Annotated in this window: 17 protein-coding genes; 15 read left to right on the forward strand and 2 right to left on the reverse strand. The window is 48.2% G+C overall.

Annotated features, from left to right (window positions below; genetic code table 11):
- The first annotated feature begins 64 nt into the window (after positions 1–64).
- From glmM to FYJ84_RS11590, 9 genes are all read left to right on the forward strand, one after another.
- Positions 65–1,423, forward strand: a complete 1,359-nt coding sequence (glmM, locus tag FYJ84_RS11550) for a phosphoglucosamine mutase (protein WP_154407762.1) — start codon at positions 65–67, stop codon at positions 1,421–1,423.
- A complete protein-coding gene (locus FYJ84_RS11555; protein ID WP_154407763.1) occupies positions 1,423–2,208 on the forward strand; it encodes a sirohydrochlorin cobaltochelatase in 786 nt (261 codons plus the stop codon). The genes glmM and FYJ84_RS11555 overlap by 1 nt, the downstream gene beginning before the upstream one ends.
- A 188-nt stretch (positions 2,209–2,396) precedes the next feature.
- A complete protein-coding gene (locus FYJ84_RS11560) occupies positions 2,397–2,765 on the forward strand; it encodes an OadG family protein (RefSeq protein ID WP_154407764.1) in 369 nt (122 codons plus the stop codon).
- A gap of 36 nt (positions 2,766–2,801) precedes the next feature.
- Complete coding sequence (locus FYJ84_RS11565) at positions 2,802–2,960, forward strand: hypothetical protein (protein WP_154407765.1); 159 nt, start codon at positions 2,802–2,804, stop codon at positions 2,958–2,960.
- Between the two features lie 22 nt (positions 2,961–2,982).
- Entirely contained in the window at positions 2,983–4,119 is a 1,137-nt protein-coding gene (locus FYJ84_RS11570) for a sodium ion-translocating decarboxylase subunit beta (protein WP_154407766.1), read from the forward strand.
- 195 nt (positions 4,120–4,314) lie between these two features.
- The gene (locus tag FYJ84_RS11575) at positions 4,315–7,437 is read left to right on the forward strand and encodes a DUF499 domain-containing protein (RefSeq protein ID WP_154407767.1); all 3,123 of its coding nucleotides are present in this window, start codon (positions 4,315–4,317) and stop codon (positions 7,435–7,437) included.
- A gap of 25 nt (positions 7,438–7,462) precedes the next feature.
- Positions 7,463–8,113, forward strand: coding sequence for a DUF3780 domain-containing protein (locus tag FYJ84_RS11580; protein WP_154407768.1), 651 nt, complete (start codon positions 7,463–7,465; stop codon positions 8,111–8,113).
- Between the two features lie 41 nt (positions 8,114–8,154).
- Positions 8,155–10,980, forward strand: coding sequence for an anti-phage-associated DUF1156 domain-containing protein (locus FYJ84_RS11585; RefSeq protein WP_154407769.1), 2,826 nt, complete (start codon positions 8,155–8,157; stop codon positions 10,978–10,980).
- Between the two features lie 33 nt (positions 10,981–11,013).
- On the forward strand, positions 11,014–13,854 hold the full coding sequence (locus tag FYJ84_RS11590; protein WP_154407770.1) for a phospholipase D-like domain-containing anti-phage protein: 2,841 nt from the start codon (positions 11,014–11,016) through the stop codon (positions 13,852–13,854).
- Positions 13,855–13,927: 73 nt separating this feature from the next.
- On the opposite strand, the gene FYJ84_RS11595 is transcribed toward FYJ84_RS11590, so the two are convergent.
- Together FYJ84_RS11595 and FYJ84_RS11600 are read right to left on the reverse strand one after the other, a co-directional pair.
- Positions 13,928–14,812 carry a PD-(D/E)XK nuclease family transposase gene (locus tag FYJ84_RS11595; RefSeq protein ID WP_154407771.1) on the reverse strand — a complete coding sequence of 295 codons (885 nt, stop codon included), beginning with the start codon at positions 14,810–14,812 and terminating at the stop codon, positions 13,928–13,930.
- A 938-nt stretch (positions 14,813–15,750) separates the two neighbouring features.
- Positions 15,751–16,122, reverse strand: coding sequence for a VOC family protein (locus tag FYJ84_RS11600; protein ID WP_154407772.1), 372 nt, complete (start codon positions 16,120–16,122; stop codon positions 15,751–15,753).
- Between the two features lie 156 nt (positions 16,123–16,278).
- On the opposite strand from FYJ84_RS11600, the gene FYJ84_RS11605 reads away from it, so the two are divergent.
- The 6 genes from FYJ84_RS11605 to FYJ84_RS15080 all read left to right on the forward strand — a co-directional run.
- A complete protein-coding gene (locus FYJ84_RS11605; RefSeq protein ID WP_205764227.1) occupies positions 16,279–18,039 on the forward strand; it encodes a GNAT family N-acetyltransferase in 1,761 nt (586 codons plus the stop codon).
- A 173-nt stretch (positions 18,040–18,212) separates the two neighbouring features.
- Positions 18,213–19,082 (forward strand): phosphoribosylaminoimidazolesuccinocarboxamide synthase, encoded by an 870-nt coding sequence (locus tag FYJ84_RS11610; protein ID WP_154407774.1) that lies wholly within the window; start codon positions 18,213–18,215, stop codon positions 19,080–19,082.
- A gap of 138 nt (positions 19,083–19,220) precedes the next feature.
- On the forward strand, positions 19,221–19,754 hold the full coding sequence (locus FYJ84_RS11615) for a biotin transporter BioY (protein ID WP_154407775.1): 534 nt from the start codon (positions 19,221–19,223) through the stop codon (positions 19,752–19,754).
- A gap of 156 nt (positions 19,755–19,910) precedes the next feature.
- A complete protein-coding gene (locus FYJ84_RS11620; RefSeq protein ID WP_205764228.1) occupies positions 19,911–20,846 on the forward strand; it encodes an RluA family pseudouridine synthase in 936 nt (311 codons plus the stop codon).
- A gap of 64 nt (positions 20,847–20,910) precedes the next feature.
- Complete coding sequence (locus FYJ84_RS11625) at positions 20,911–22,419, forward strand: M20/M25/M40 family metallo-hydrolase (RefSeq protein ID WP_154407776.1); 1,509 nt, start codon at positions 20,911–20,913, stop codon at positions 22,417–22,419.
- Positions 22,420–22,747: 328 nt separating this feature from the next.
- Positions 22,748–22,821, forward strand: a 74-nt coding sequence (locus tag FYJ84_RS15080) for a helix-turn-helix domain-containing protein (protein ID WP_407060751.1), incomplete at its 3' end; no start/stop codon positions are given.

Raw genomic sequence — 22,821 nt, forward strand, 5'->3', positions numbered from 1 at the left:
TGCGAGTATTGTTTATGTAAGTATTATGTAAGTATTATGAGCTTGATGCGGAGGGTTTTGTTTTATGTCAAGATTGTTTGGTACTGATGGTGTTCGCGGTGAGGCAAATCTGGAGCTGACGCCTGAGCTGGCGTATCGCATGGGGCGGGCTGCCACCCTGTATTTTGGCGAGGATGACAGCGATGAGGCGCCTGTGATTCTGATTGGCCGCGATACCCGTATTTCCGGCCCGATGTTTGAGGCGGCACTGGTGGCAGGCATCTGCTCTGCCGGTGGCCATGCGGTGGTGACGGGGGTTATTCCTACGCCTGCCATTGCCTATCTTACCAAGAAGCATGGGGCAAAGGCAGGTATTGTGATTTCTGCTTCCCACAATCCATTCCATGACAACGGTATCAAATTCTTTGGCGGCAATGGCTACAAACTGCCGGATGCAGTAGAGGATGAGCTGGAGAACATCGTGCGCACTATCGAGCAGGAGGACCAGATGTATCGTGCTACCGGCTCACAGATGGGCACTGTGACTTATCGCCATGATTTTGTGAAGGAGTACATCGAATTTGTGGTGTCTACCGCCAGTGAGCGGCTGGATGGCATGAAGATTGTGCTGGACTGTGCCAATGGCGCGGCCTTTGAGTCCATGCCGGCAGTTTTGAAGCAGCTGGGGGCAGAGGTGACTGTCCTCAATGACCAGCCAAATGGTGTAAATATCAATGACAACTGCGGTTCTACCCATCTGAAGATGCTGCAGAAGGCTGTAGTGGCTCAGGGGGCTGATTTTGGCATTGCCCATGACGGGGATGCAGACCGCTGCCTGTGCGTGGATGAGAAGGGCCATGTGATTGACGGTGACCACATGCTGGTGATGTGCGCCAAGGAGATGATTGCCAATGGCACTCTGAAGGATAATACGGTGGTGACTACCGTCATGGCGAATATCGGCTTCCACAAGGCTGTCAAGGGCCTGGGGGGCAGGGCTGAGATTACCAAGGTAGGCGACCGCTATGTGCTGGAAAACATGCTGGCTAACGGCTACAATCTGGGCGGCGAGCAGTCCGGCCATATTATTTTCTCAGATTTCAGCACTACGGGAGATGGCCCTGTGACTGCTTTGCAGACCTTGTGCGCCATCAAGAGAAGCGGCAAGAAGCCGTCGGAACTGAATGAGCTGATGACCAGCTATCCTCAGCTTCTGGTCAATGTAGTGGTGAAGTCCAAGGAGGGCTGGGAGGAAAATGCCAATATCGCGGCTGCCATCAAGGCAGGTGAGGAGGAGCTGGGGGCAGAGGGACGCATCCTGGTACGTCCTTCCGGCACTGAGCCGCTGATTCGCGTTATGGCGGAGGGGCCTGACCAGGCGCAGCTGGAGGTCATCTGCCAGAAGATTGCCGATGTGGTTGTGGCAGAGCAGGGTGCAAAATAATGACGAAGGGTGCTATTGTGGCAGTGTCCTTTGGCGTGGGGGATATCCATGTGAAGGAACGCTGCCTTGATGCGCTGCTGGCTGATGTGAGGGAGGCTTTCCGGGACTTTGAGGTACGGGAGGCCTGGACCAGCAGCTTTTTGCGCAAAAAGATGGCAAGGGAAGGATATGTATATCCTTCCCTCGAGGAGCTTCTGGATGAATTGTCCGGTGCAGGGTATGAGGATGTGGTGGTTATGCCCACCCATCTGACGCCGGGGGAGGAATTTCAGAAGAAGATTGTGCCTGGGGCAGAGGCTTTTGCGGATAGATTTGCCAGCCTGCAGGTGATGGAGCCGGTCTTTACTGTGAACGAGGCAGAGGATTTTGCTTTTTTGACAGATGATGTGCTGGGGCTATCCGGGCTGGCTGAGGATGAGGACATGGTGTTCATGGGGCACGGCTCCCCTCATCAGCACAATCCAGCCTACGAGCTTTTGCAGCAGTACGCTGACAGCCGGGGCTGGCGGATGCATATCGGCGTGGTGGAGCCTGATGATTATCCCAACAAGGCTGATGTGCTGAAAAGGCTGGCAGAATGCGGTTCCAGGAAGGTGTACCTGCGTCCGCTGCTTCTGGCAGGGGGCAATCATGCCATTCATGACCTGGCAGGTGACTCCCCGGAGTCCTGGAAATCAGTGCTGCAGGGGGCAGGCTTTGCCGTGCGCTGCTCTACGAAGGGGCTGGGAGAGTATGCAGCCTTCCGTAGGCTGTATGTGCAGAAGCTGAAAAAATTGCTGATATAACTATTTATAGCCAAAAGTTATGGAAAATATTCTCATAACCTACTTTTACATATTTGGAATTTCTGTTATAATGTGATAAGGCGTTATTAGAAAGCTGTAGGGCATAGGTGTGGAATGTATAGATATTTTATTTGACATTTGCTTAATGCTTATAACAGCGGAAACTATTATTTTAAGGCGGTGTCTATATGGATAATCAAATGTCAAATCCAGTTGTCATCATGCTTATCAACATGACAATTGTATTTGCGGTACTGTTTCTCCTGAGCCTTTTTATTCGTGTGATTCACTTCATTGATCCAACGAAGCCGAGAACGAAGAAGAAGACTCATCCGACAGCAGCTCCGGCCAAGCCGAAGAAGGCTGCCCCTGCGAAGGCGGCAGAGCCTGCGGCTCCTGTAGTTGCTCCTGGGATCAGCGGTGAGACAGTGGCTGCTATTGCTGGTGCTTTGGCAGCATATGGTGTTGGCTTTTCCCAAATCAAGGCGATTCGTCCGGCTGAGAGAAGAAGCTGGGCCGGCGCAGCTCGCATTCGTGGTTTGAGAAATGACAGGTAGTATTGTATTTTTTTAACGAATGAGGAGGCAATTATTATGGCAGTAACAAATGGTGTAAACAAGGACACAGTAGCAGTAATCGCAGGGGCTTTGGCCGCAATGGGCGTGGGCTTTTCCAGGGTGAAGGCAATCCGGCCGGCGGTGCGCCAGAATTGGACTGACTCTGCCAAGGTGATTGCCCTGAAGAAAATTTGACACACAAGGGGTGCATTGATTAATGGAAATTTTTAGCGCTTTTGCGATTTCTTTGCAGTCCGTATGGCTTGACAGTGGCTTTTCAGCATTGACTTGGGGAAATGTAGCGATGATTATCGTGGGCATTTTCCTGCTGTACATGGCTATTGGCAAGGAGTACGAGCCTTTGCTGCTGACTCCGATCGCATTTGGCTGTATTATGGCTAACTTCCCTTGCACTGGCTTTCTTGAGGAGCCTGGTGTAATGCAGGTTATCAATTATGGTATCAAGTTTGAGATTTTCCCGCCGTTGATTTTCCTGGGCGTAGGTGCAATGACCGACTTCGGCCCGCTGCTTGCTAACCCGAATACGCTGTTCCTGGGTGCAGCTGCCCAGTTCGGCGTGTTTATTTCCCTGGCAGGCGCCATGCTTTTGGGCTTTACGGCCCAGGAGGCATCTGCTATCGGTATCATCGGTGGTGCGGACGGCCCTACTGCTATTTATATGGCATCCAAGATGGCTCCTAACCTTCTGGGTGCGATTGCGGTGGCGGCTTATTCCTATATGTCCCTGGTACCGTTGATTCAGCCGCCGATTATGAAGGCCCTGACTACGCAGAAGGAACGCGAAGTCAAGATGGACCAGTTGCGTAACGTAACCCATTTTGAGAAGATGGTATTCCCGGTTGCTTCCGCTATTTTGATTTCCTTATTGCTGCCGCCTGTAGCAGCCCTCATCAGCATGCTGATGCTGGGCAACCTGTTCCGTGAGTCCGGTGTTACTGACCGCCTGTCTGATACTTCTCAGAACGCGCTCTGCAACATCGTGACGATTTTCCTGGCAACAGGTACTGGTATGACTATGAACGCCGAAGACTTCCTGACTGTACAGACCCTGATGATTATCGGCCTGGGCCTGCTGGCTTTTGCCGGCGGTACTGCGGCTGGTGTTATCCTGGGCAAGATTATGTGCCGTCTGTCCGGCTGGAAGATTAATCCATTGATCGGTTCTGCCGGTGTATCTGCAGTGCCGATGGCTGCGCGTGTTTCCCAGGTTGTAGGCCAGAAGGCTAATCCTTCTAACTTCCTGCTGATGCATGCAATGGGGCCTAACGTTGCCGGTGTTATCGGTACGGCTGTTGCCGCCGGTACCATGCTGGCTATGCTGGGTGCGAAGTAAGATGATGATTTGTACGGGCTGCCCTTCGGGGCAGCCCTTTTTTTCTATTTTCGGATTACTCAGTGGTTGTGTCTGAATATGAGTATGAGCACTTTATGGCATAATATTTTTGCAAAGTTATACACAAAAGCAGGATTTTCTTTGTAGCTTGTAGAATTTATACGCATATAACAATTTTCTTAAGGGGCGCGGGTTATGAAAAGTTTATATGAGCTTTGTCAGGTGAGACAGGATGTCTTTTTGGATAATCAGCAGGATGATGCGCTGGATTTAGCAAATCTAGTTGATGGAAGCATTGATGCGAAAAAATTTTTTTCTGAAAATTATATAACTGAAGGCATGAATACTTTGGTTGATATGGCTTTTCAGCGTTTTTCAGGTACAGGAGCACGAGGCCTCATACGCTTGAAGCAGTCTATGGGTGGTGGCAAAACCCATAACATGATTGCACTGGCTCTTTTGGCAAAATATCCTGCTCTGCGTGAAGCGGTTCCTGCAAATATAATCCATGATTTTAAGGATGAGGTCAGGGTTGTAAGTTATACTGGCCGCAACAGCGATATAAAATACGGGATTTGGGGCGAAATTGCTGAGCAGCTTGGCAAGAAGGAAGCCTTCAAGGATTATTATGCGCCATTGGCAGCCCCTGGCCAGAATGCCTGGATTGAATTGCTTAAGGGAGCACCACTTTTAATTGTGCTGGATGAGCTGCCACCTTATTTGTCCTACTTAAAGACTCAGCCTAGTGGCACTGGCACTGTAGCGGATATAACAGTAACGGCTTTGGCAAATCTGTTTAATGCTGTCAACAAGGGTGGCGAGTTGGCCAAGGTATGCATTGTGGTTTCTGATCTGAATGCAACTTATGAAAGTGGCAGTGATTTGCTGCAGAATACCTTCAAAGATTTGGATAACGAGATTTCCCGTACATCTATGGATATTGAACCTGTGCGGGCTACTTCTGATGACTTGTATAAGATTTTAAAGAAAAAGCTTTTTAGTGCCCTGCCTGAGAAAGCAGAGATTGAAGCCGTTGCGGCTGAATACAAGGATGCTGTCAGCAAGGCGCGTCAGATGAATTATACCGGCTATGATGTTAATAGTGTATATACGGGTATTTGCGAAGTTTACCCGTTTCATCCATGCATAAAAGATTTGTTTGCTCGTTTTAAAGAAAACAATAATTTCCAGCAGACAAGGGGATTTATCCGCTTGACACGTCTGATGGTTCGTTCCCTGTTTGGCAATGAAGGTAAGAAAGCAAAGGAAAAGTATCTCATTAATGCCTTTGATTTTGATTTGCATGATAATCTTACAGTTTCTATGGTTTCTGCAATCAAGCCAAAGCTGCAGCTGGCTATGTCCCGTGATATAGTTTCTGAAGGAAGGGCAGCTGCAGAAGTAATTGATGCAAGGACGGGCAGCCACGACATGCAGGAAATTGCCAAAATGATTTTGATGGCATCGCTGGGAGATGTAACAGGTGTCATTCTTGGTCTGACTGCCAATGAAATTATAGGTTACATGGTAGCTCCCGGGCGTGATATGTCCAATTTCAGAAATCTGATAGAGGAATTTAATAATGCAGCATGGTATTTGTATGCGGACGAGAGAGGCCATCTTTATTTTAGGGACATACAGAATGTAAATGCCAAGCTGAACAGTATAGTGACTTCCTACAATAACGCTCAGGCAAAGCAGGAAATCAAAAAGGTTTTGCAGGATAAGTTTTCCCCACGGGTAAAAGATTGCTATCAGAAAGTGAATGTTTTTCCTGCCATAGATGAAATTCAGCTAAATAAGAACCAGGTTACATTAGTGTTGTTTGAGCCTGTGGATAATGGGAAATTTCCTAAGGAACTTATTGATTTTTACAATAATGCTGTGTATAAAAATCGCATTATGTTCTTGTCCGGTCAGAAAAATACTATGGAAAGCCTGCTGGAAGTATCAAAGGAATACAAGGCAATTATGTCCATCATTCAGGAGTTGCAGGCAGAGCATATTTCGGAAAAAGATACCCAGTATATGGCAGCAGAAAGCTTGCGGGATAGGATTTTGATGCGTATGCGTTCCGCTATGACCGAGACTTTTGTTACGCTTTATTATCCGGCTAAGGATACTTTGCGCAGCAAGGAGATTACAATGGATTTTCGATCCAACAATTTTGATCCTGAGGCGCAAATAAGAAATCTGCTAATGGAGGCTGGCAAGTTTACAACCCAGGAAAAGCTTTTTGAGGACACGTTCCGCAAAAAAATAGAAAAAAGGCTGTTTACTGCTAATAAGATGAGCTGGCATGATTTGGTAGAACGGGCGGCAACCAATATGTCTTGGAACTGGTATATTCCTTCAGGCTTGGAAGATGCAAAGGATAGATATGTGGTAAATGGCATTTGGGCAGAGGAAGGCGGTATGCTGGATAAGGAACCGCCTGCACCTAAAACCGGGGTGTCTGTCCGTGCAAAATATCTGGAAGATGGTACAGTGCTGCTCAATATTGTGCCGGAGAATGGCGATATCGTGTATTGGGAAGTTGAGCAGCAGGCAACGACAGCTTCTGCACGGGTAAAAGATTGCAGTGCTTTTCAGACTGATGAAATGCTGCTGTACTTTTTGTGCGTTGATTCTACGGAGGTGCACGAAACCGGTGATTTGTGCCGTTGGGAAAATAATGTCAAGGTGCAGTACAGTTATTATGACCAGGGGGGGCGCAAATATTGCTGCCTAAAGGCAACAAATCCCAAGGTCAGGATATACTATACTACGGATGGCTCAAATCCTGATAAGGAAACGGCAGCAGTGTATCAGGAACCTTTTGTTGTAACCAAGGAAATGTCCATGCTGCAGGCTGTAACATATTATGAAAAGGAAGATATATGGGGTGAAGTGCTATCCCAGATGCTGCCAAGATTGGATGGCGGACATGGGACAGGCTGTGGCGGTGATGTGGAAATTCAGCCTGATAAGCCGCTTTGCCTGCAGAAAAACTTTAGTTACAACAGCAACAAAGATGTGTATGAATTTCTGGTGGATATGAAAAAGTGGCATTTGCAGGCTGATGTGGAAAGAATACTGTTGAGTGATGCCAATGATGACAGTATTTTTGTGGAAATTTCCGCTTCCGGTGTCAGGCTGGATGGCAATGCCATCGAAAAGCAGCTGGAGAACATCAGGCAGAATGTGCTCGGTTTGGAAAAGACCAAGCATACTGTGGAGTTGTCTGGCTTATGGTTTGTGTCTGGCCGTGACTTTAGCAAGTGGGTAGGAGAACGCCGGGAAGAAATTAAGAAATATGGGGAGGCTATCAGGCAGTAGAGGATAAAGTGCCTGGTGGAATGAAATGAAAAGAAAGAAAACTATCGGCTTTGGCTTTGACCCTGAGGAAGCACAGCAGCATTTTATGGTGATTGTGCCTAAGGCTGGCAATAAACAGAGTGTATCTGTTTATGAAAGGTTTGTCTGGGATGAAGGAGATGTTCAGTATACGGCACTGCCGCTGACTGTTTCCAAAGCCTATATGGAGCAGGCGGCATACGATGCGCACTGTGTTATGCCAATGGTTCCTGTAAATGATGAGGAAGAAAAGGAAAAAATACGGCACAAGATTATTTTGCCATACAAAAAATGGAGGGCTGTGAAACCTGTCCTGGAGAGGGAGTTCAATAGGACACTGAAGGCAGAAGGCAAGCTGACAGGCCGTTTCAAATCAGGTCATATTCCAGTGGAAAGATTGCTGGGAAAAGAGATGATGGTGCTCCTTTGGGCAATAGAGGACTGTGATTCTAGCGTGATTGATAAAGCGGTGCAGAATTGGTGCGGACTTAGCAGGGAAGAACGCTGGTGGCTTTTTACGATGACCAATGCATCGACCGGGGAGGCTGATGATAAACTGGGCTGGCGCAGTGCCCTGCGGTATGCCTTGACTGAAAATCCTGTGGAGGAAATGGTATGTCAGGGGGATTTTCTGGAAAGCCTGGCACAGCATAGGTAAGCGAATGTTTTTATTTTATATGGATAGGCAGGTTGGCGCAAATGCTTGATTATACTAAATCTTTTATTGAAACCCAGTTTCCAGTAGCAAAGCTTTCCAAGGAAAGTTATCGTGAGCGCAAGGCAGGACGTAGCCAGACCTTGACAGGGCTGGGGAAATGGTGGGGACGCAAGCCCCTGATTTTAGTCAGGGCGGCACTGTTTGGCGCATTGTTGCCGGTATCTGATGATGCAAGGCGGGACAAGGAAATATTCTTGAAGATTTTGACTATGGACAAGGCCGGATTTTGGCGCAGGCATGAAAAACAGGCTGCTAAATTGCAGGAACGGGATTTGTTTAATCAGCTTGAGTATAGTGCCATGCTGGATGTAAGCTGCCGTCCGGAGGAGATAGATGGCCCGGATGAGTCCGCATGGCATGAGATAAATGCCCACTTGGAAACTGATGCCCATAGCTTGCAGGAATTGGCACAGCAGCTGGGCAAAAAGCGTTTTGGCCATATTCCGAGAGTAGGGGATTGCTTTTCGGGTGGCGGTTCTAATGTGTTTGAGCCTGCCCGTATGGGGTGTGATGTATATGGTTCAGACTTAAATCCCTTGGCAGGGATATTGACCTGGGCTGATTTGCATCTTTTGGGCTGCAGTGAAGATGAGCAGAAAAAGCTTAACGAATTTCAGGAGAAGGTTTTTGATGAGGTCTGTGCTGAGATTGATTCCCTTGGTGTGGAGGAAAATCCGGAGTACAAGCCTCATAGTTATGCAAAGTATTATTTGTATTGCCATGAAATAGTATGTCCTGAGTGCGGCTATCTGGTGCCTACCTTGCCTTCTTTGGTGGTGAGCAAAAAGCAGAAGCTGGTAGTGGAATTGGAAGATACCGGGGAGAAGCACTTTGCTATGCATCTGGTGACGGTAAATGATACCAAGGGTGTGGATAAAAATGCTACAATCCAGCGTGATTCATTGGTGTGCCCTCACTGCCGGAATATTACTTCGATAAGGTCAATTCGCGGTGGCGATGAGGGAAGTTTTTTGCGCAAGTGGGAAAGAAAGGATTTTGTTCCCCGTCCTGATGATATTTATCAGGAGCGTCTTTATGCCATCAAGTATGTGCAGGTGACAAAGCCGAATCGCACTAAGGAAGGGCTGCGCAAGAAGCCGGGGCCGGTGACAGATAATACTTTTGGCGAGTCGTATTATGTGGAGCCTGCTGCGGCAGATTTGGCGCGGGAAGAACGGGTATATGAATATGTGAAAGAGCATTTTGAGGAATGGCAGGAAAAGGGATATATTCCTAGCGGGGAGATTGTAGCTGGAGATAAAACTGATGAACCTATACGAACCCGTGGCTGGAAATACTGGCATCAGCTGTTTAATCCAAGGCAGCTTTTAATGTTGGGGCTGTTTGTAAAAAAGTCGTTGGAGTTGGCAGAAAATAAAAATGAAATAGTTGTTTCAATATTAACATTAAATAAATTAAATGATTTTAATTCAAAGTTGTCAATATGGTTTACAATAGGAGATAAAAGTGAAAATACTTTTTATAATCAAGCACTAAATACACTTCATAATTACGCGGTAAGAACATCTTTTACTATATGGAGCATATATAATTTATTATTTCGTATTCATGCTGTTAATTTTTATAATAAAATCGATATAAAACATGCGGCTGAAGTTGATGATGCTTGCGATATATGGATAACTGACCCGCCTTATGCCGATGCAGTGAATTACCACGAGCTGACGGAGTTTTTCCTTGCCTGGGACAAGGCATTGATAAAAAAAGCTTTTCCAGATTGGTATACTGATACAAAGAGGGCATTAGCCATAAAGGGGAAAGGAAAATCCTTCAATCAGTCTATGGTTGCCGCGTATAAGAATTTGGCTGCGCATATGCCTGATAATGGCCTGCAGATTGTGATGTTTACCCATCAGGACACTAAGGTCTGGGCGGAGCTGGCCATGATTCTCTGGTCGGCGGGGCTGCAGGTAACAGCTGCCTGGTGCATTGCTACAGAAACTGAATCCGGTGGTTTGAAGCAGGGGAATTATGTCAAGGGAACTGTTTTAATGGTTTTGCGCAAGCGCACTACTGATGAAGAAGCCTTTGAGGATGAACTGTATGAGGATATTCGTGATGAGGTCAAGGCGCAGATAGACTCCATGCATGATTTGGATGATATGAGCAGTCCCGACTTCAATGATGGAGATTATTTGCTGGCAGCTTATGTGGCAGCCCTGAAAGTGCTGACTTCATATGCGAATATTGAGGGACTGGATGTGGAATATGAGCTGGAAAAAGCCCGTGAAAGCAAGATGGACAGCCCTGTAACAAAGATTATTAATACTGCGCGCAAGGAGGCCTATGATTATCTTGTGCCTGAGGGCATCCAGCCGATGCTGTGGTCGAAGCTGACTGTGGAGGAACGTTTTTATATCAAGGGGCTGGGCATGGAGATGAATGGTGTCCATAAGAGCAGTGCTTTTCAGGAGCTGGCCCGTGGCTTTGGCGTTGCTGACTATCAGGATATGCTGGGAAGTACCAAGGCAAATAAGGTGCGCCTGAAATTGCCGAAGGAGTATCGCATGACTTACATGAATGAGCATGGTTTCGGCAGCTCGCTTTTGCGGCAGATATTGGCGGCACTCTATCAGTCTATGGAAAAAGATAATGTGCAGGAAGGATGCAGTTATTTACGTTCTCATTACCATGAGGGCAACAAGTATTGGGAATTGCGCAACGATATTGTAGCATTACTGGATTTTATGGCAAAAATGCAAGGGAATAAGAACGTAGAGCATTGGCAGGATACAGTTGAGTATATCAGGATGCTCAGGGAAGCAATCCGAAATGATGGCATATGATGACTTCAAGCAGGTTTATGGGGTATATTGGTTATGAAACGCTATTCATCTTTGCGGGGAAAGCCTTTTATTGAGGTGCTTACCGGCAATTTGCAGGGGGCACAGGCTTATGACCGCATCGCAGGGTATTTTTCATCTTCTATTTTGGATATTGCCGGAGAAGCTTTGGAAAGCATGGCAGGGAAGGTGCGCCTGGTGTGTAACTCGCAGCTTGATGTGGAAGATGTGAAAACCGCGAAATTGGCAGCAGAAGCAATGCGGCAGGAGTGGAATAGTTTTCAGCCTGAAAACCTGCCCGACTGTAGCAAGCGTTTTCAGAGGCTGTATGAGTTTTTGGCAACAGGCAAGCTGGAAGTAAGGGTTTTGCCCTCGGAGAGCTTTGGCTTAGAACATGGAAAAGCTGGTGTTTTTACCAGGGCTGATGGCAGCCGGAGCAGTTTTTTGGGGTCGGCTAATGCGACTTATATGGGCTGGAAGGGCAACTATGAGCTGGTCTGGGAGGATGATGCAGATGCAACGGTGGCATGGGTTCAGGAGGAATTTGACCGCTTGTGGAATCATCCGGAAGCGATTGCCCTGTCAGATTATGTTGTGTCAGATATAAAGCGGCTAAAAGACCGCCATGTAATTGGCTCTGTCGATGAGTGGCGGAACAAGGCTGCAAATCCCGCTTCGGCAACAGTTGAGGCTCCTATTTACAGGCAGAATTTTGGTTTGTGGGAGCATCAAAAATATTTTGTGGATAGAGCATTTCGTGACCACAAGACCAGCTATGGAGCTAGATATGTGCTGGCAGATCAGGTAGGCTTGGGAAAAACAGTGCAGCTTGCTGTTACAGCAGAGCTTATGGCATTGTATGGTGACAGGCCTATTTTGATTGTTGTGCCCAAGACATTGATGGAACAGTGGCAGGGGGAATTGAAGGATCTGATGGGGCTACCGTCTGCTATCTGGCGCAATAAGCAATGGGTTGATGAAAATGGTGTTGAATATCCCCTGCCTGTCAGCAAGTGCCCACGGCGTATGGGTATTATATCCCAGGGGATTATTAGCAACGGCAGCCAGGCATGCCAAAAATTAAAAGAAAGTCTATTGCAGCAGTATTATGAATGTGTAATTGTAGATGAAGCTCATAGGGCGAGGCGGCGTAACCTGAGTGAGCAGAAATTGAATCAAAAGCCTGAAATGAATAATTTGTATAGATTCTTGCTGCAAATTTCTTTAAGGACACATAGTATGCTTCTGGCTACTGCTACACCTGTGCAAATGTACAAGGTAGAGGCATATGACTTGCTGAATATACTTTCTCAAGGTAGTGACAGTGTTTTGGGGAGGAATGGCAGTAAGTGGCTAGGGCCGGCTGAAAGTGTGCTGCAGGGGCTTGACTTAATTACCGGGGAAAGCAAGTTGAAGGAAGAAAATGAAATATGGCAATGGGTGAGGAATCCTTTTCCGCCATCTGAAGAAGATGTGCACTATTTTGGGCGTTTGCGCAAGCGAACCGGCATGACGGATGGGGATTTTGTCTGTGCAAAGCTATTGAGTGACTTTGAGCCGTCTGATCGCAAGCGTGCAAAGGATATTTGCTTAAAAAAGAATTTTTTTGGCATGCATAATCCTTACATACGCCATATTATTCGTAGGGAGCGCAGCTATTTGGAAAATACTGTGAATCCGGAAACTGGGCAGACATATTTGCCTAAAATTAGTGTTAAGCTGGTGGGGGAATCAGCAAGGGAAGCCTTGGTTTTGGAAGGTTATTTGGGTAATGCATATGCTTGTGCTGAAATTTTTTGCCAGCTTATACAGGAAAGAAGTCCATCTGCCGGGTTGTTTAAAACGTTGCTTTTGAAGCGGGTGGGCAGTTCTATGATTGCCGGTTTGAATACGGGCAGGAAAATTCTTACGGAATGGCAAAATACTGATAAGCTGGTTCAGATGTACCTTGCATCTGATGATGAGAATGCAGATGATAATGGAGAGCTGGAGGATATTGGAGGGGAGTTTGAGGATAATGTGCGTGGGAGCACATCTTCCCAGCAGGCGAGAAATAATTCTGATGGTACTGATAGCCTGAAAAATCTTACCCAGCGTGAAAAGGAGGTACTGGAGAAATTCGTTGGCCTATTGGAAGTAGCATTAACCAATGAACACCTTGACCCAAAGTATGACAAGGTATATAAGATTTTGAATGAAGGCATGACCTTGGAAAGTGGTGTTTGTACCAAGCCGTGGAAACAGCTCGGCTGTATAATTTTTTCGCAGTATTATGATACGGTGGAATGGGTGGCACGTTGTTTATCAAAGGCGATGGCAGAACCAATTGGCGTATATGCCGGTGGCAGCAAGTCAGGTATTTTTAGGCAGGGGATTTGGCATAGGCAGGAAAAAACGGAGATTAAGCAGATGGTCAGGGATAGGAAACTCAAAATCCTTGTGGGTACGGATGCAGCTAGTGAAGGTTTGAATTTGCAAACGTTAGGAACTTTGATTAATCTTGACTTGCCGTGGAATCCAACCAGGCTGGAGCAGCGAAAAGGGCGTATTCAACGTATAGGCCAGATGTATGATACGGTTTATGTGTGCAATCTACGCTATAAGGATTCTGTTGAGGATCGGGTGCATCAGTTGTTATCCAATCGCATGGAGAGCATTTATAAAATGTTTGGGCAGTTGCCGGATGTATTGGAAGATGTATGGGTAGATGTGGCCATTGGCAATATTGAAGAAGCTAAAAAGCGAATTGATTCTTTGCCTGAAAAGCATCCATTTGAAATGAAATATCATGAACAGGTTGAACACATAGATTGGGAATCGTGCGCAGAAATTTTACGGCAGCAGGATGTGTATCAATGCCTGGTAAAAAAGTGGTAAAAAAGAAAAACACCGTTGTCATTAAGTTTTGTATGGCTTAATGATAACGGTGTTTTATTTTATAAAGTTATTTTCAGGCAGTGGGCAGAAGCTCTGCCATAAGCTGCTGCTGATAAGCTGCATCCTCTGTGGCACGGGCAAGGTCATCGAAGCGGCCTGCCTTGATGAGGATTCTGTTCAGTGCATTGATTTCTGACTGTCCCTCAGCTTTGCCCTCAGCTTTGCCCTCAGCTCTGCCCTCAGCTCTGCCCTCAGCTCTGCCCTGGTTGATACCTTGGTTTTTAAACCTCTCCTGGACCAGCTGCATCAAATCATCTAAGGACTCGCACATGTCACTCACTCCTTTGTCACTTTCTTTGAAATCACTGACTCTGTTGGCCAGCACACGGTAATTCATGTCTGCGGCCCGGGTGCAGAAAAAATCATGCATCAGCCTGCCTACGGCATCATCGCCACGGTATTCTCCGTTTACATAGATGATATGTGCACCATCATTTACAGCCTGGCCTGTTTCCATAAGGCAGCGTTCAATGTGGTACAGGGGAAGCTGCAGCCTGAACTTGTCCTTTTCGGTGATGAAAATCACATAGGTTTCAGCCAGCTGCTCGCCATACCTGCCAATATCGGACTGATTGGCATCCAGGTAACTGCTGTTGCGGCGCGCCCTCTTGATGCCTGCTCCCTGCTCCGAACGCTGTACCTCTATGTTTACTATTTTACCATCAAAGGAGGCTATGATGTCAAGCCTTATTTCCTGCCCCTGGAAGCCGGAGATAGTGTATTCGACGCTGCTGGATATGACCTTTAAATCCGGCTTGTCCAAAATAATCTGCAACACCAGCTCAATACATTCATCATGCCCCTCAAATACCTTCTTCATGAAGGCATCGTCGATGATACGCAACTTGTGCTTAACAATATAGATGATCTGCGCCCTCAAGTCTTCGTTCGTATACACAATAAGCACCCCTCTTATTATATTTGGTATATATGTATTATACCATAAAGAAAAGATAATTACCATGACCAAGACTCATGCCGTAAGGCAGGAGGACAGCCCGAAACTTTTGGACACTATTGTTAATTCCAGTTTGTCGTAGTGCTTAATTGTTACTTCGTGCATATACTGATGATGTAGTTTGATATTTCGTGGACTCTGTTCAGACATTATAAAGGGACAGGTAGCGGCAGTACCCATAGAAAACTCGCTCTCGCTCTTAGCACAGCCTCGCGCTTCTAAGCTCCTGCATCGCTTACGCTCGCACTCGCTAAGAAGCGAGGCTGCACTCAAGGTTTTCTTTGGGTATATGCCGCACCTGTCCCTCTTTTTGTCTGAACAGATATGCACGTAGTTATCAACTATATTCTGCTGTACGCTACCAAGGTAATCAATCTAACTTTACGAGCAAGCCTGAAATAGGGGGGGCTGGGAGGCTGGCGAAGCCTGATACTGCCAACAACTATGCAAGGCAACCTGCTATTGTGAGCAGAGTTGTTGGCACTGTACGTTTATGCAACGGTCGGCAATAACAGGTTTCGCCAGCCACTTCGTCCCCCCTATTTCAGGCTTATTCGTAAAGCTGTATGGGGCACTATGGTAACAAATAATGTATGCGGTTCTGTCATTTTGTTTATATCTGTTCAGACAAAGAAAGGGATGAGTGAGGACAGTACCCATAGAAAACCTTTGTTGTGCCTCGTTACTTCATTCATCAGAGCCGCAGGCGATAGATGAATGTTAGTAACGCGAGGCACAACTAGGAGCGAGAGCGTGTTTTCTATGGGTAGCTGTCCCGCTCAGCCCATTTTTAATCTGAACAGAATCCACAAACTAACAAAACTCATCCGTTAATGTTCTAAAAGTCTCGTACCTTCACGACGGCAAACTGAAATCCTTTATTTTATTGGTGGCAGAACCTCCAGCCAGTATCCATCCGGATCCTTGATGAAGTAGATGCCCATCTGGGGATTTTCGTAGCAGATGCAGCCCATGGCCTCATGCTTGGCGTGAGCGGCCTCGTAATCATCGGTGCGGAAGGCCAGGTGGAACTCGCAGTCCCCCAGGTTGTAAGGGCGGTCCATGTCCCGGAGCCAGGTCAGCTCCAGCTCGAAGTCGGAGTTTTCGTTAGCCAGGTACACGATGATAAAGGAGCCGTCAGCGGCCTCCTTGCGGCGGGTTTCTTTCAGTCCCAAAGCTTCCTCATAAAATGCCATGGACTTTGCCAGGTCTGCCACGTTATAATTTTCGTGAATCATTTTGAACTGCATACTTTCTACCTCTTTTCATAAACCTATTGTAATATGTTGTAAAGCTTCTGTTATTATTTTATCAAAAAAGGGGCGGCATGACAATTTTTGTGGTATAATGACTTTTGCGTGATGAAAGTAAAGAAGATTTAACTAGTATGTAAGTAGGTAATGATTATGGAAGATTATAATTTTCACGAGGTTGGCATAGAGGACAAGGACTGGATCAAGGCACGGCTGGCGGAGGATGATGGCAACAGCTGCGAGCGTTCCTTCAGCACGATTTTCCTGTATCGGAAGCTTTATCATGTGCAGGTGGCGGAGATTGCAGGCTGCCTGGTTTTTCGCTGCATGTACAAGACCATGAAGGAAAACGTGCCGTACTGGACATATTATTTTCCTATCGGTGCTGGTGACAAGAGGGCAGCCCTGGAAATCATGCTGGAGCTGTGCCGCCAGGAAGGTATTCCCCTGCATTTGGAGCCCATTCTCGCCCAGGAGCGGGAGCTTCTTCTGGAGTGGTTCCCGGGGAGGTTTTTAATCGAGTCCAACCGTGATTGTTATGATTATTTGTACAGCCGTGAAAAGCTGGCGTCTTTGAAGGGCAAGAAAATGCAGAAAAAGCGCAATCATATTGCCCGCTTCAAAGATGATGAGAATTGGAGCTATGAGCCTATCACCAGGGAAAATCTGGCGGAGACGCGCTTTATGGCGCGGAACTGGATTTGCTCCCGGGCGGAAAAGTGGAATGAGGACATGGAAAATGAGTTTTCCGTGCTGGAAGATGCCTTTGTCAATTATGAGGCAATCGGACTGAAGGGTGGCATCCTGAGGCGTCATGAGGACATTGTGGCATTTACCATGGGAGAGCCGTTGAACTCTAATACATTTCTGGTGCATTTTGAAAAGGCCTTCCCGGAGGTGCAGGGTGCCTATCCGATGATTAACCAGCAGTTTGTCCAGCATGCCACGGAGGGCTTTGAGTATATCAATCGGGAGGATGATATGGGCGACCTGGGGCTTCGCAAAGCGAAGCTGTCCTATTATCCTGAAATCCTGCTGAAGAAGTATGTGGCGGAAACTGCGGATGTGGTTATGGCGGATCCTGTCCGCGACCGGGAGGCAATCCATGCCATGTGGGAGCAGTGCTTTGGGGATAGCCCGGAGTTTATTGATTTTTACATGTCAAAGCGCATGAGCGAGCTGAATATGCTGGTGATTTACCGGGATGGCAGGGCGGTGTCCATGGCAAGCTTCCTACCGGCAGATATTCAGACCGCCATCGGCAATATTGAGGGCTACTATGTGTATGCGGTGGCTACCCTGCCGGAGTATCAGGGGCAGGGGCTGTCAAGCCGGATTTTGCAGTTTGCCCAGCAGCATTGGCAGAAGCCGCTGATTTTGTCACCGGCGGAGTCAGATTTGCGGATTTTCTATGCCAAGCGGGGGTTCCAGCCGGTGTATGACAAGAAGTTTTATGCCCTGCAGCCATGCCGGGAGCAGGAGGCGGCAGATGTGGCATTGAAGCCTGCTACGGCAAAGGAGTACAAGGCCATCCGTGATGCCAAGTGGCAGGGCCCGGGCTATGTGGCGTGGCTGGAGGAGGATATTGCCTACGCCATGGAGCATGCTGCCTTCCAGCAGGGGGAAACCCTTTTGGTGAAATGCTGCCATGAGGGCGAGGGAGAGACGCCACAGCACATCCTCATGTATACCTTGGACGGGGAGACCATGCGGATAGTGGAGTCCACCCTGAACCTCAGTCAGCTGCCGAAGCTCCTGCCTCTCCTGGCAAGGCGGGCGGCAGAGCTGCATCCTGAAAGCCGGAAGGTGCGCAGCTTTGAGTACAGGCTGCCGGACGGCATGGTCTGGCTGCCGGAGCGGCTGAAAACTACCAGATTAAAGCGGCGGGGGTATTTCAACCTGGTGCTGGATTAATGCAGTATCGTTCAGCTGTGCCGGGGTAGCAGTCCCTTTGGGGGGACTTTTGCAAAACAGCTTGAGGAAAAGGTATTTCTGTGGTATCATAAAATTTGCGTTAGGATGTACAGGTGCCGGATAGTGCAGAAAGCCGGATTGTACAGAAATTTATCAAGACACAGGAGGAAATTATGAAAGAGTATAAGCCATTCAAATCAGGTAAGGTTCGTGAGGTATACGATGCAGGCGATAGCATCATCATGGTAGCTACTGACCGTATTTCCGCATTTGACCACATTCTCAAGAACAAGATTACTCAGAAGGGTGAGGTACTTACCCAGATGTCCAAGTTCTGGTTTGATTTGACTGCTGATATTGTGCCAAATCACATGATTTCCGTTGATAATAAGGATATGCCGGAGTTCTTCCAGCAGCCGCAGTTCCAGGGCAACAGCATGATGTGCAAGAAGCTGACCATGCTGCCTATGGAGTGCATCGTCCGTGGCTACATCACCGGCAGCGGCTGGGAGAGCTATCAGGAGAACGGTACTGTCTGCGGCATCAAGCTGCCGGAGGGGCTGAAGGAGTCCCAGCAGCTGCCTGAGCCTATCTTTACTCCTAGCACCAAGGCTGAGCTGGGTGACCATGACATCAATGTCAGCTTCGAGGAAGGCGTCAAGTATGTGGAGAAGGAGTTCCCTGGCAAGGGGCTGGAATACATGACCATGATGCGTGATGCCACCATCGCCATCTACAAGAAATGCGCTGCTTATGCCCGTGAGCATGGCATCATCATCGCTGATACCAAGTTTGAGTTCGGCATTGATGAGAACGGCACTTTCATGATTGGTGATGAGATGCTGACTCCGGACAGCTCCCGTTTCTGGCCGCTGGAGGGCTATGAGGCAGGCAAATCCCAGCCATCCTATGACAAGCAGTTTGTCCGCGACTGGCTGAAGGCAAACCCTGACAGCGATTATCTGCTGCCGGATGAGATTATTGACAAGACCATTGCCAAGTACAAGGAAGCTTATGCCCTGCTGTCCGGCAAGGAGCTGTAATATAGCGGCAGAATATGTGCTGCATGATGTATCTGGCGCAAGGCAGATGGTAAACTTAATATAGCGCATTAGTTGACTAAATTGCCTCCCGGGGGTATACTGATATGAGAGTATTGGTATTACCGGGAGGTCTTTATTATGAAGGATAAGGTATTTACGCCCCGTTCCATGGGCAGGATGGCCATGTGCGTGGCACTGATAAGCGTTGGTGGATATATTGCTTTTCCGACGCCTTTTTCGCCGGTCATGGTGACGGCTACCACTCTGGCTCTGGGCATAACAGCATTGATTTTGCCGCCCAAGCAGACTGCGGTAGCTATCCTGGCATGGATTCTGCTGGGGGCAGCTGGCGTGCCGGTATTTTCCGGCGGACAGGGAGGCATTGGCAAGCTGCTGGGGCCCAGCGGCGGCTTTTTTCCCGGCTTTTTCGTGGGCTACACCTGCGTAAGCTATTTAAAGGGCAAAAGCTATGACTGGAAGCGGTATCTGCTGGTGCTGCTGGCGGTGGCATTTCCTGCTACCTATATCCTGGGGATTGCCTACATGATGCTGACACTGCATGTAGAGCTGTGGCAGGCAATGACCATGGCGATGTTCTCCTTTATTCCGGGGGATATTATCAAGGCTGTGGCGGCGGCATTCCTGGGAGTGCGGCTGAACAAGGTGCTGTAAGCCATATATTTGCCGGGGGTTCAAGTGGCAGTTATCAGGGGATTTAACCTGATAGCTGCTATTTTTGTGGAATTTTTTTCTTTACTTCAATATATATCGTGATATATCGTGCATCTATGCTATAATAATCCTATTGAAAGTTTTGCGGAGGTATTTATGAAAGGAAAGCGCAGGGAAAAGAATTCCAGCCTGAAAAAATACATTGTAGCAGCTCGTTATGATGGAATGGAGCTGGAGCAGTATCTGAAGGAGGTTATGTCTGTATCGGCACGGCAGCGGCAGAAGCTGTTTTTCAGCCGGGGTGTGTATGTGAACGGCAGCAGCGCCCATACGAAAAGGCTGCTGAAGGCTGGCGATATGGTGGCAATCCGCCAGTTCAAGGATACCGGCTATGGGGTAGTGCCGGAGGAAGGTGCAGTGGAGGTTCTCTACGAGGACAATGAGGTGATTGTGCTGAACAAGCCTGCCGGGATGCTGGTGCATCCTGCCGGGCAGACCGGCTCCGGCACCCTTGCCAATTATTTGGCACATTATTTCAAGGTCAAGGGGCAGATGGTGACAATCAGGCCTCTGCACCGCCTGGACAGGGATACTACCGGCTGCGTGCTGTTCGCTAAAAGCTCTGAGGTGCAGGCAAAGCTGGAAGCTTCCCTGGCAGCAGGCCGGCTGCACCGCAAGTATGAGGCAGTTGTCTCTGGTGATGTGGCTCTGCTGCAGGCAAAATTCCCGGAGGGTACCATCAATCTGCCTATAGGCAGGAATCCCCTGCAGCCCAATCGCCGTCAGGTGATGGCAGGTGGCAAGGAGGCTGTTACCCATTTTCAGGTGCTGAAGCAGGGCAGGGAGCATAGCCTCTTGCAGCTGACGCTGGAAACGGGGCGCACCCACCAGATCAGGGTGCACCTGGCTCATGCAGGCTGCCCGGTGGCAGGTGACAGGATGTACGGCAGCCGCAGCAGGGCAATCAGGCGGCAGGCACTGCACGGGGCAGAGCTGGATTTTTGGCAGCCGGCTACAGGCAGGCGCATTGTGGTCAAGGCACCTTATCCTGAGGATATGCAGGAGCTGATCAATATAATTGATGCTGAATGATGATGAATAATGAATAATGATGGATGATAAATGTTGAATATTGATAAGGCAAGGAGCATGGGGCATGAACAATATAGTGAATATCAGTGAAAATGAAATTGTGGAAGGGGTGCTGGCTGAGTTTTCCCAGCTGGCCAAAATACCTCGTCCATCAGGATATGAGAAGGCAGTCAGCGATTATCTGTACAAATTATTTTCGGATATGGGCTGCCGCGTGGTGCAGGATGATGTAAATAATATCATCGCTGATATGGAAGCCACGGAAGATTGCCAGGAAAAGCCATTAACGGTGCTGCAGGCACACATGGACATGGTCTGCGTGGCGGCAGAGGGGGTGGATTTCAATCCCCTGACGGACGAAATCAAGCTGGTACGGGAGGGCAATCTCCTCCATGCTGACGGAACCAGCCTGGGAGCTGATGACGGCATGGGCATTGCGATTATCGTGTACATCATGAAGCATTTGGAGAGCCATGGCCCTTTGCGGGCGGTGATTACCGTGGATGAGGAATGCGGCATGACCGGGGCGGAAAAGCTGGCGCCGGAGGCACTTGCTGATGCCAGGTATCTGATTAACTGCGACTCAGAGGATTGGGACTTGCTGACAGTGGGCAGTGCAGGTAGTGGCGATATCACCTTCCGGCAGGGCTTCTGCCCGATGCGCAGCAGCCTGCCTAAGCTGTATCGGCTGAAGGTCAGCGGCCTTCGGGGCGGCCATTCCGGAGAGGAAATCAACTGTGGCGGCGGCAATGCCATCAAGGCTTTGGCTGCCTGCCTGCATAGCTGGCGCCAAAAGGGGCTTGCCTTTGATTTGGTCAGCTTCAATGGCGGCAGGGCAAAGAATGTTATTCCCGGCGGCAGCGAGGCTGTATTTTATAGTGATGCAGGGCTGGAGGAACTGGCAGCAGCTGCTGATGAGTCCCGGCAGGAGTTTTTGGCGGTTTATGGTAGCATAGAGGCAGGGGCTGTTTTTGCTGTGGAGCCTGTAGAGGATGTAGAGGCTATAGGAACTGCGGCAGGGGTGGGACGGCCTCAGGCCATGGATAGGCATCAGAAGGATAACCTGATAGACCTTCTGATGTGCCTTAGTAACGGTGTATCAGCCATGTCCCAGCTCTGTCCGGGGCTGGTGCAGACTTCGGCAAACCTGGGGGTGGTGCGCACCGTATTTGAGGCGGACAGAGGCGAAAAATACATTGAGGTGCAGTACATGCCTAGATCAGCAAACGAGGGAAGTATTCTGGAATACTATAGGACAGCAGAAATCCTGGCACGGCTGACGGATTTTGAGCTGCAAACAGGCAGGATTTCCCCTAGCTGGGGGGAGCGGCAGGACAGCCGTCTGGCAAAGCTGATGCTGGAGGTATTTGCGGAGCAGAATGGTCAGCCGATGCGGATGGCAACTATTCATGCCGGGCTGGAATGCAGCTGGCATTTGCAAAAGAATCCTCAGCTGGACATTGTTTCTATAGGTACTAACAACAATGATATTCATTCGCCATCAGAAACCTTGGAGCTGGATACGGTGGCTCCCCAGGCGAAGCTTATTGCAGAAGTTTTATGCAGGATATAATACTGTAAATAGCCTTGCAAATTTTGCAGGAGAATTGTATAGAGACATAAAAAGGTGCTACCGATAGACGGTTAGTCCTCAGCATATTAAGTCAGAATGACCGCTCGCTTTGGAACTGAGGCGGTCATTTCTGTTTTTGGGAAATTCCCAGTGGACTTACCGCAAGGATATTACTACGGAGGAAGCTTTGTTTATCTTAATGTGGCAGAAGACTCCCTGCCTCTATAGGCGGGAGATGAATGCCACGTCCACCGAATTTACGCAAGTAATTGAGATGGACAATAGAACATAGTGGTGATATAATAGTAAGTGACAGGAGGTGAACGATGTGTTACAGCAAAAAGGCTATCAGTATCGAATATATCCCACTAAACAACAGCAACAGCTAATCAATCAGACACT

It is taken from the genome of Anaerovibrio slackiae, from assembly GCF_009695585.1.
Lineage (GTDB): Bacteria > Bacillota > Negativicutes > Selenomonadales > Selenomonadaceae > Anaerovibrio > Anaerovibrio slackiae.

Excerpts from the sequence above, each read along its gene's own strand:
- FYJ84_RS11560 (WP_154407764.1), top strand. The coding sequence starts at position 2,397 with ATGGATAATCAAATGTCAAATCCAGTTGTCATCATGCTTATCAACATG.
- FYJ84_RS11580 (WP_154407768.1), top strand. The coding sequence starts at position 7,463 with ATGAAAAGAAAGAAAACTATCGGCTTTGGCTTTGACCCTGAGGAAGCA.
- FYJ84_RS11570 (WP_154407766.1), top strand. The coding sequence starts at position 2,983 with ATGGAAATTTTTAGCGCTTTTGCGATTTCTTTGCAGTCCGTATGGCTT.
- FYJ84_RS11605 (WP_205764227.1), top strand. The coding sequence starts at position 16,279 with ATGGAAGATTATAATTTTCACGAGGTTGGCATAGAGGACAAGGACTGG.
- FYJ84_RS11610 (WP_154407774.1), top strand. The coding sequence starts at position 18,213 with ATGAAAGAGTATAAGCCATTCAAATCAGGTAAGGTTCGTGAGGTATAC.
- FYJ84_RS11590 (WP_154407770.1), top strand. The coding sequence starts at position 11,014 with ATGAAACGCTATTCATCTTTGCGGGGAAAGCCTTTTATTGAGGTGCTT.
- FYJ84_RS11600 (WP_154407772.1), bottom strand. The coding sequence starts at position 16,122 with ATGCAGTTCAAAATGATTCACGAAAATTATAACGTGGCAGACCTGGCA.
- FYJ84_RS11615 (WP_154407775.1), top strand. The coding sequence starts at position 19,221 with ATGAAGGATAAGGTATTTACGCCCCGTTCCATGGGCAGGATGGCCATG.
- FYJ84_RS11620 (WP_205764228.1), top strand. The coding sequence starts at position 19,911 with ATGAAAGGAAAGCGCAGGGAAAAGAATTCCAGCCTGAAAAAATACATT.
- FYJ84_RS11555 (WP_154407763.1), top strand. The coding sequence starts at position 1,423 with ATGACGAAGGGTGCTATTGTGGCAGTGTCCTTTGGCGTGGGGGATATC.
- FYJ84_RS11585 (WP_154407769.1), top strand. The coding sequence starts at position 8,155 with ATGCTTGATTATACTAAATCTTTTATTGAAACCCAGTTTCCAGTAGCA.
- FYJ84_RS11565 (WP_154407765.1), top strand. The coding sequence starts at position 2,802 with ATGGCAGTAACAAATGGTGTAAACAAGGACACAGTAGCAGTAATCGCA.
- glmM (WP_154407762.1), top strand. The coding sequence starts at position 65 with ATGTCAAGATTGTTTGGTACTGATGGTGTTCGCGGTGAGGCAAATCTG.
- FYJ84_RS11625 (WP_154407776.1), top strand. The coding sequence starts at position 20,911 with ATGAACAATATAGTGAATATCAGTGAAAATGAAATTGTGGAAGGGGTG.
- FYJ84_RS11575 (WP_154407767.1), top strand. The coding sequence starts at position 4,315 with ATGAAAAGTTTATATGAGCTTTGTCAGGTGAGACAGGATGTCTTTTTG.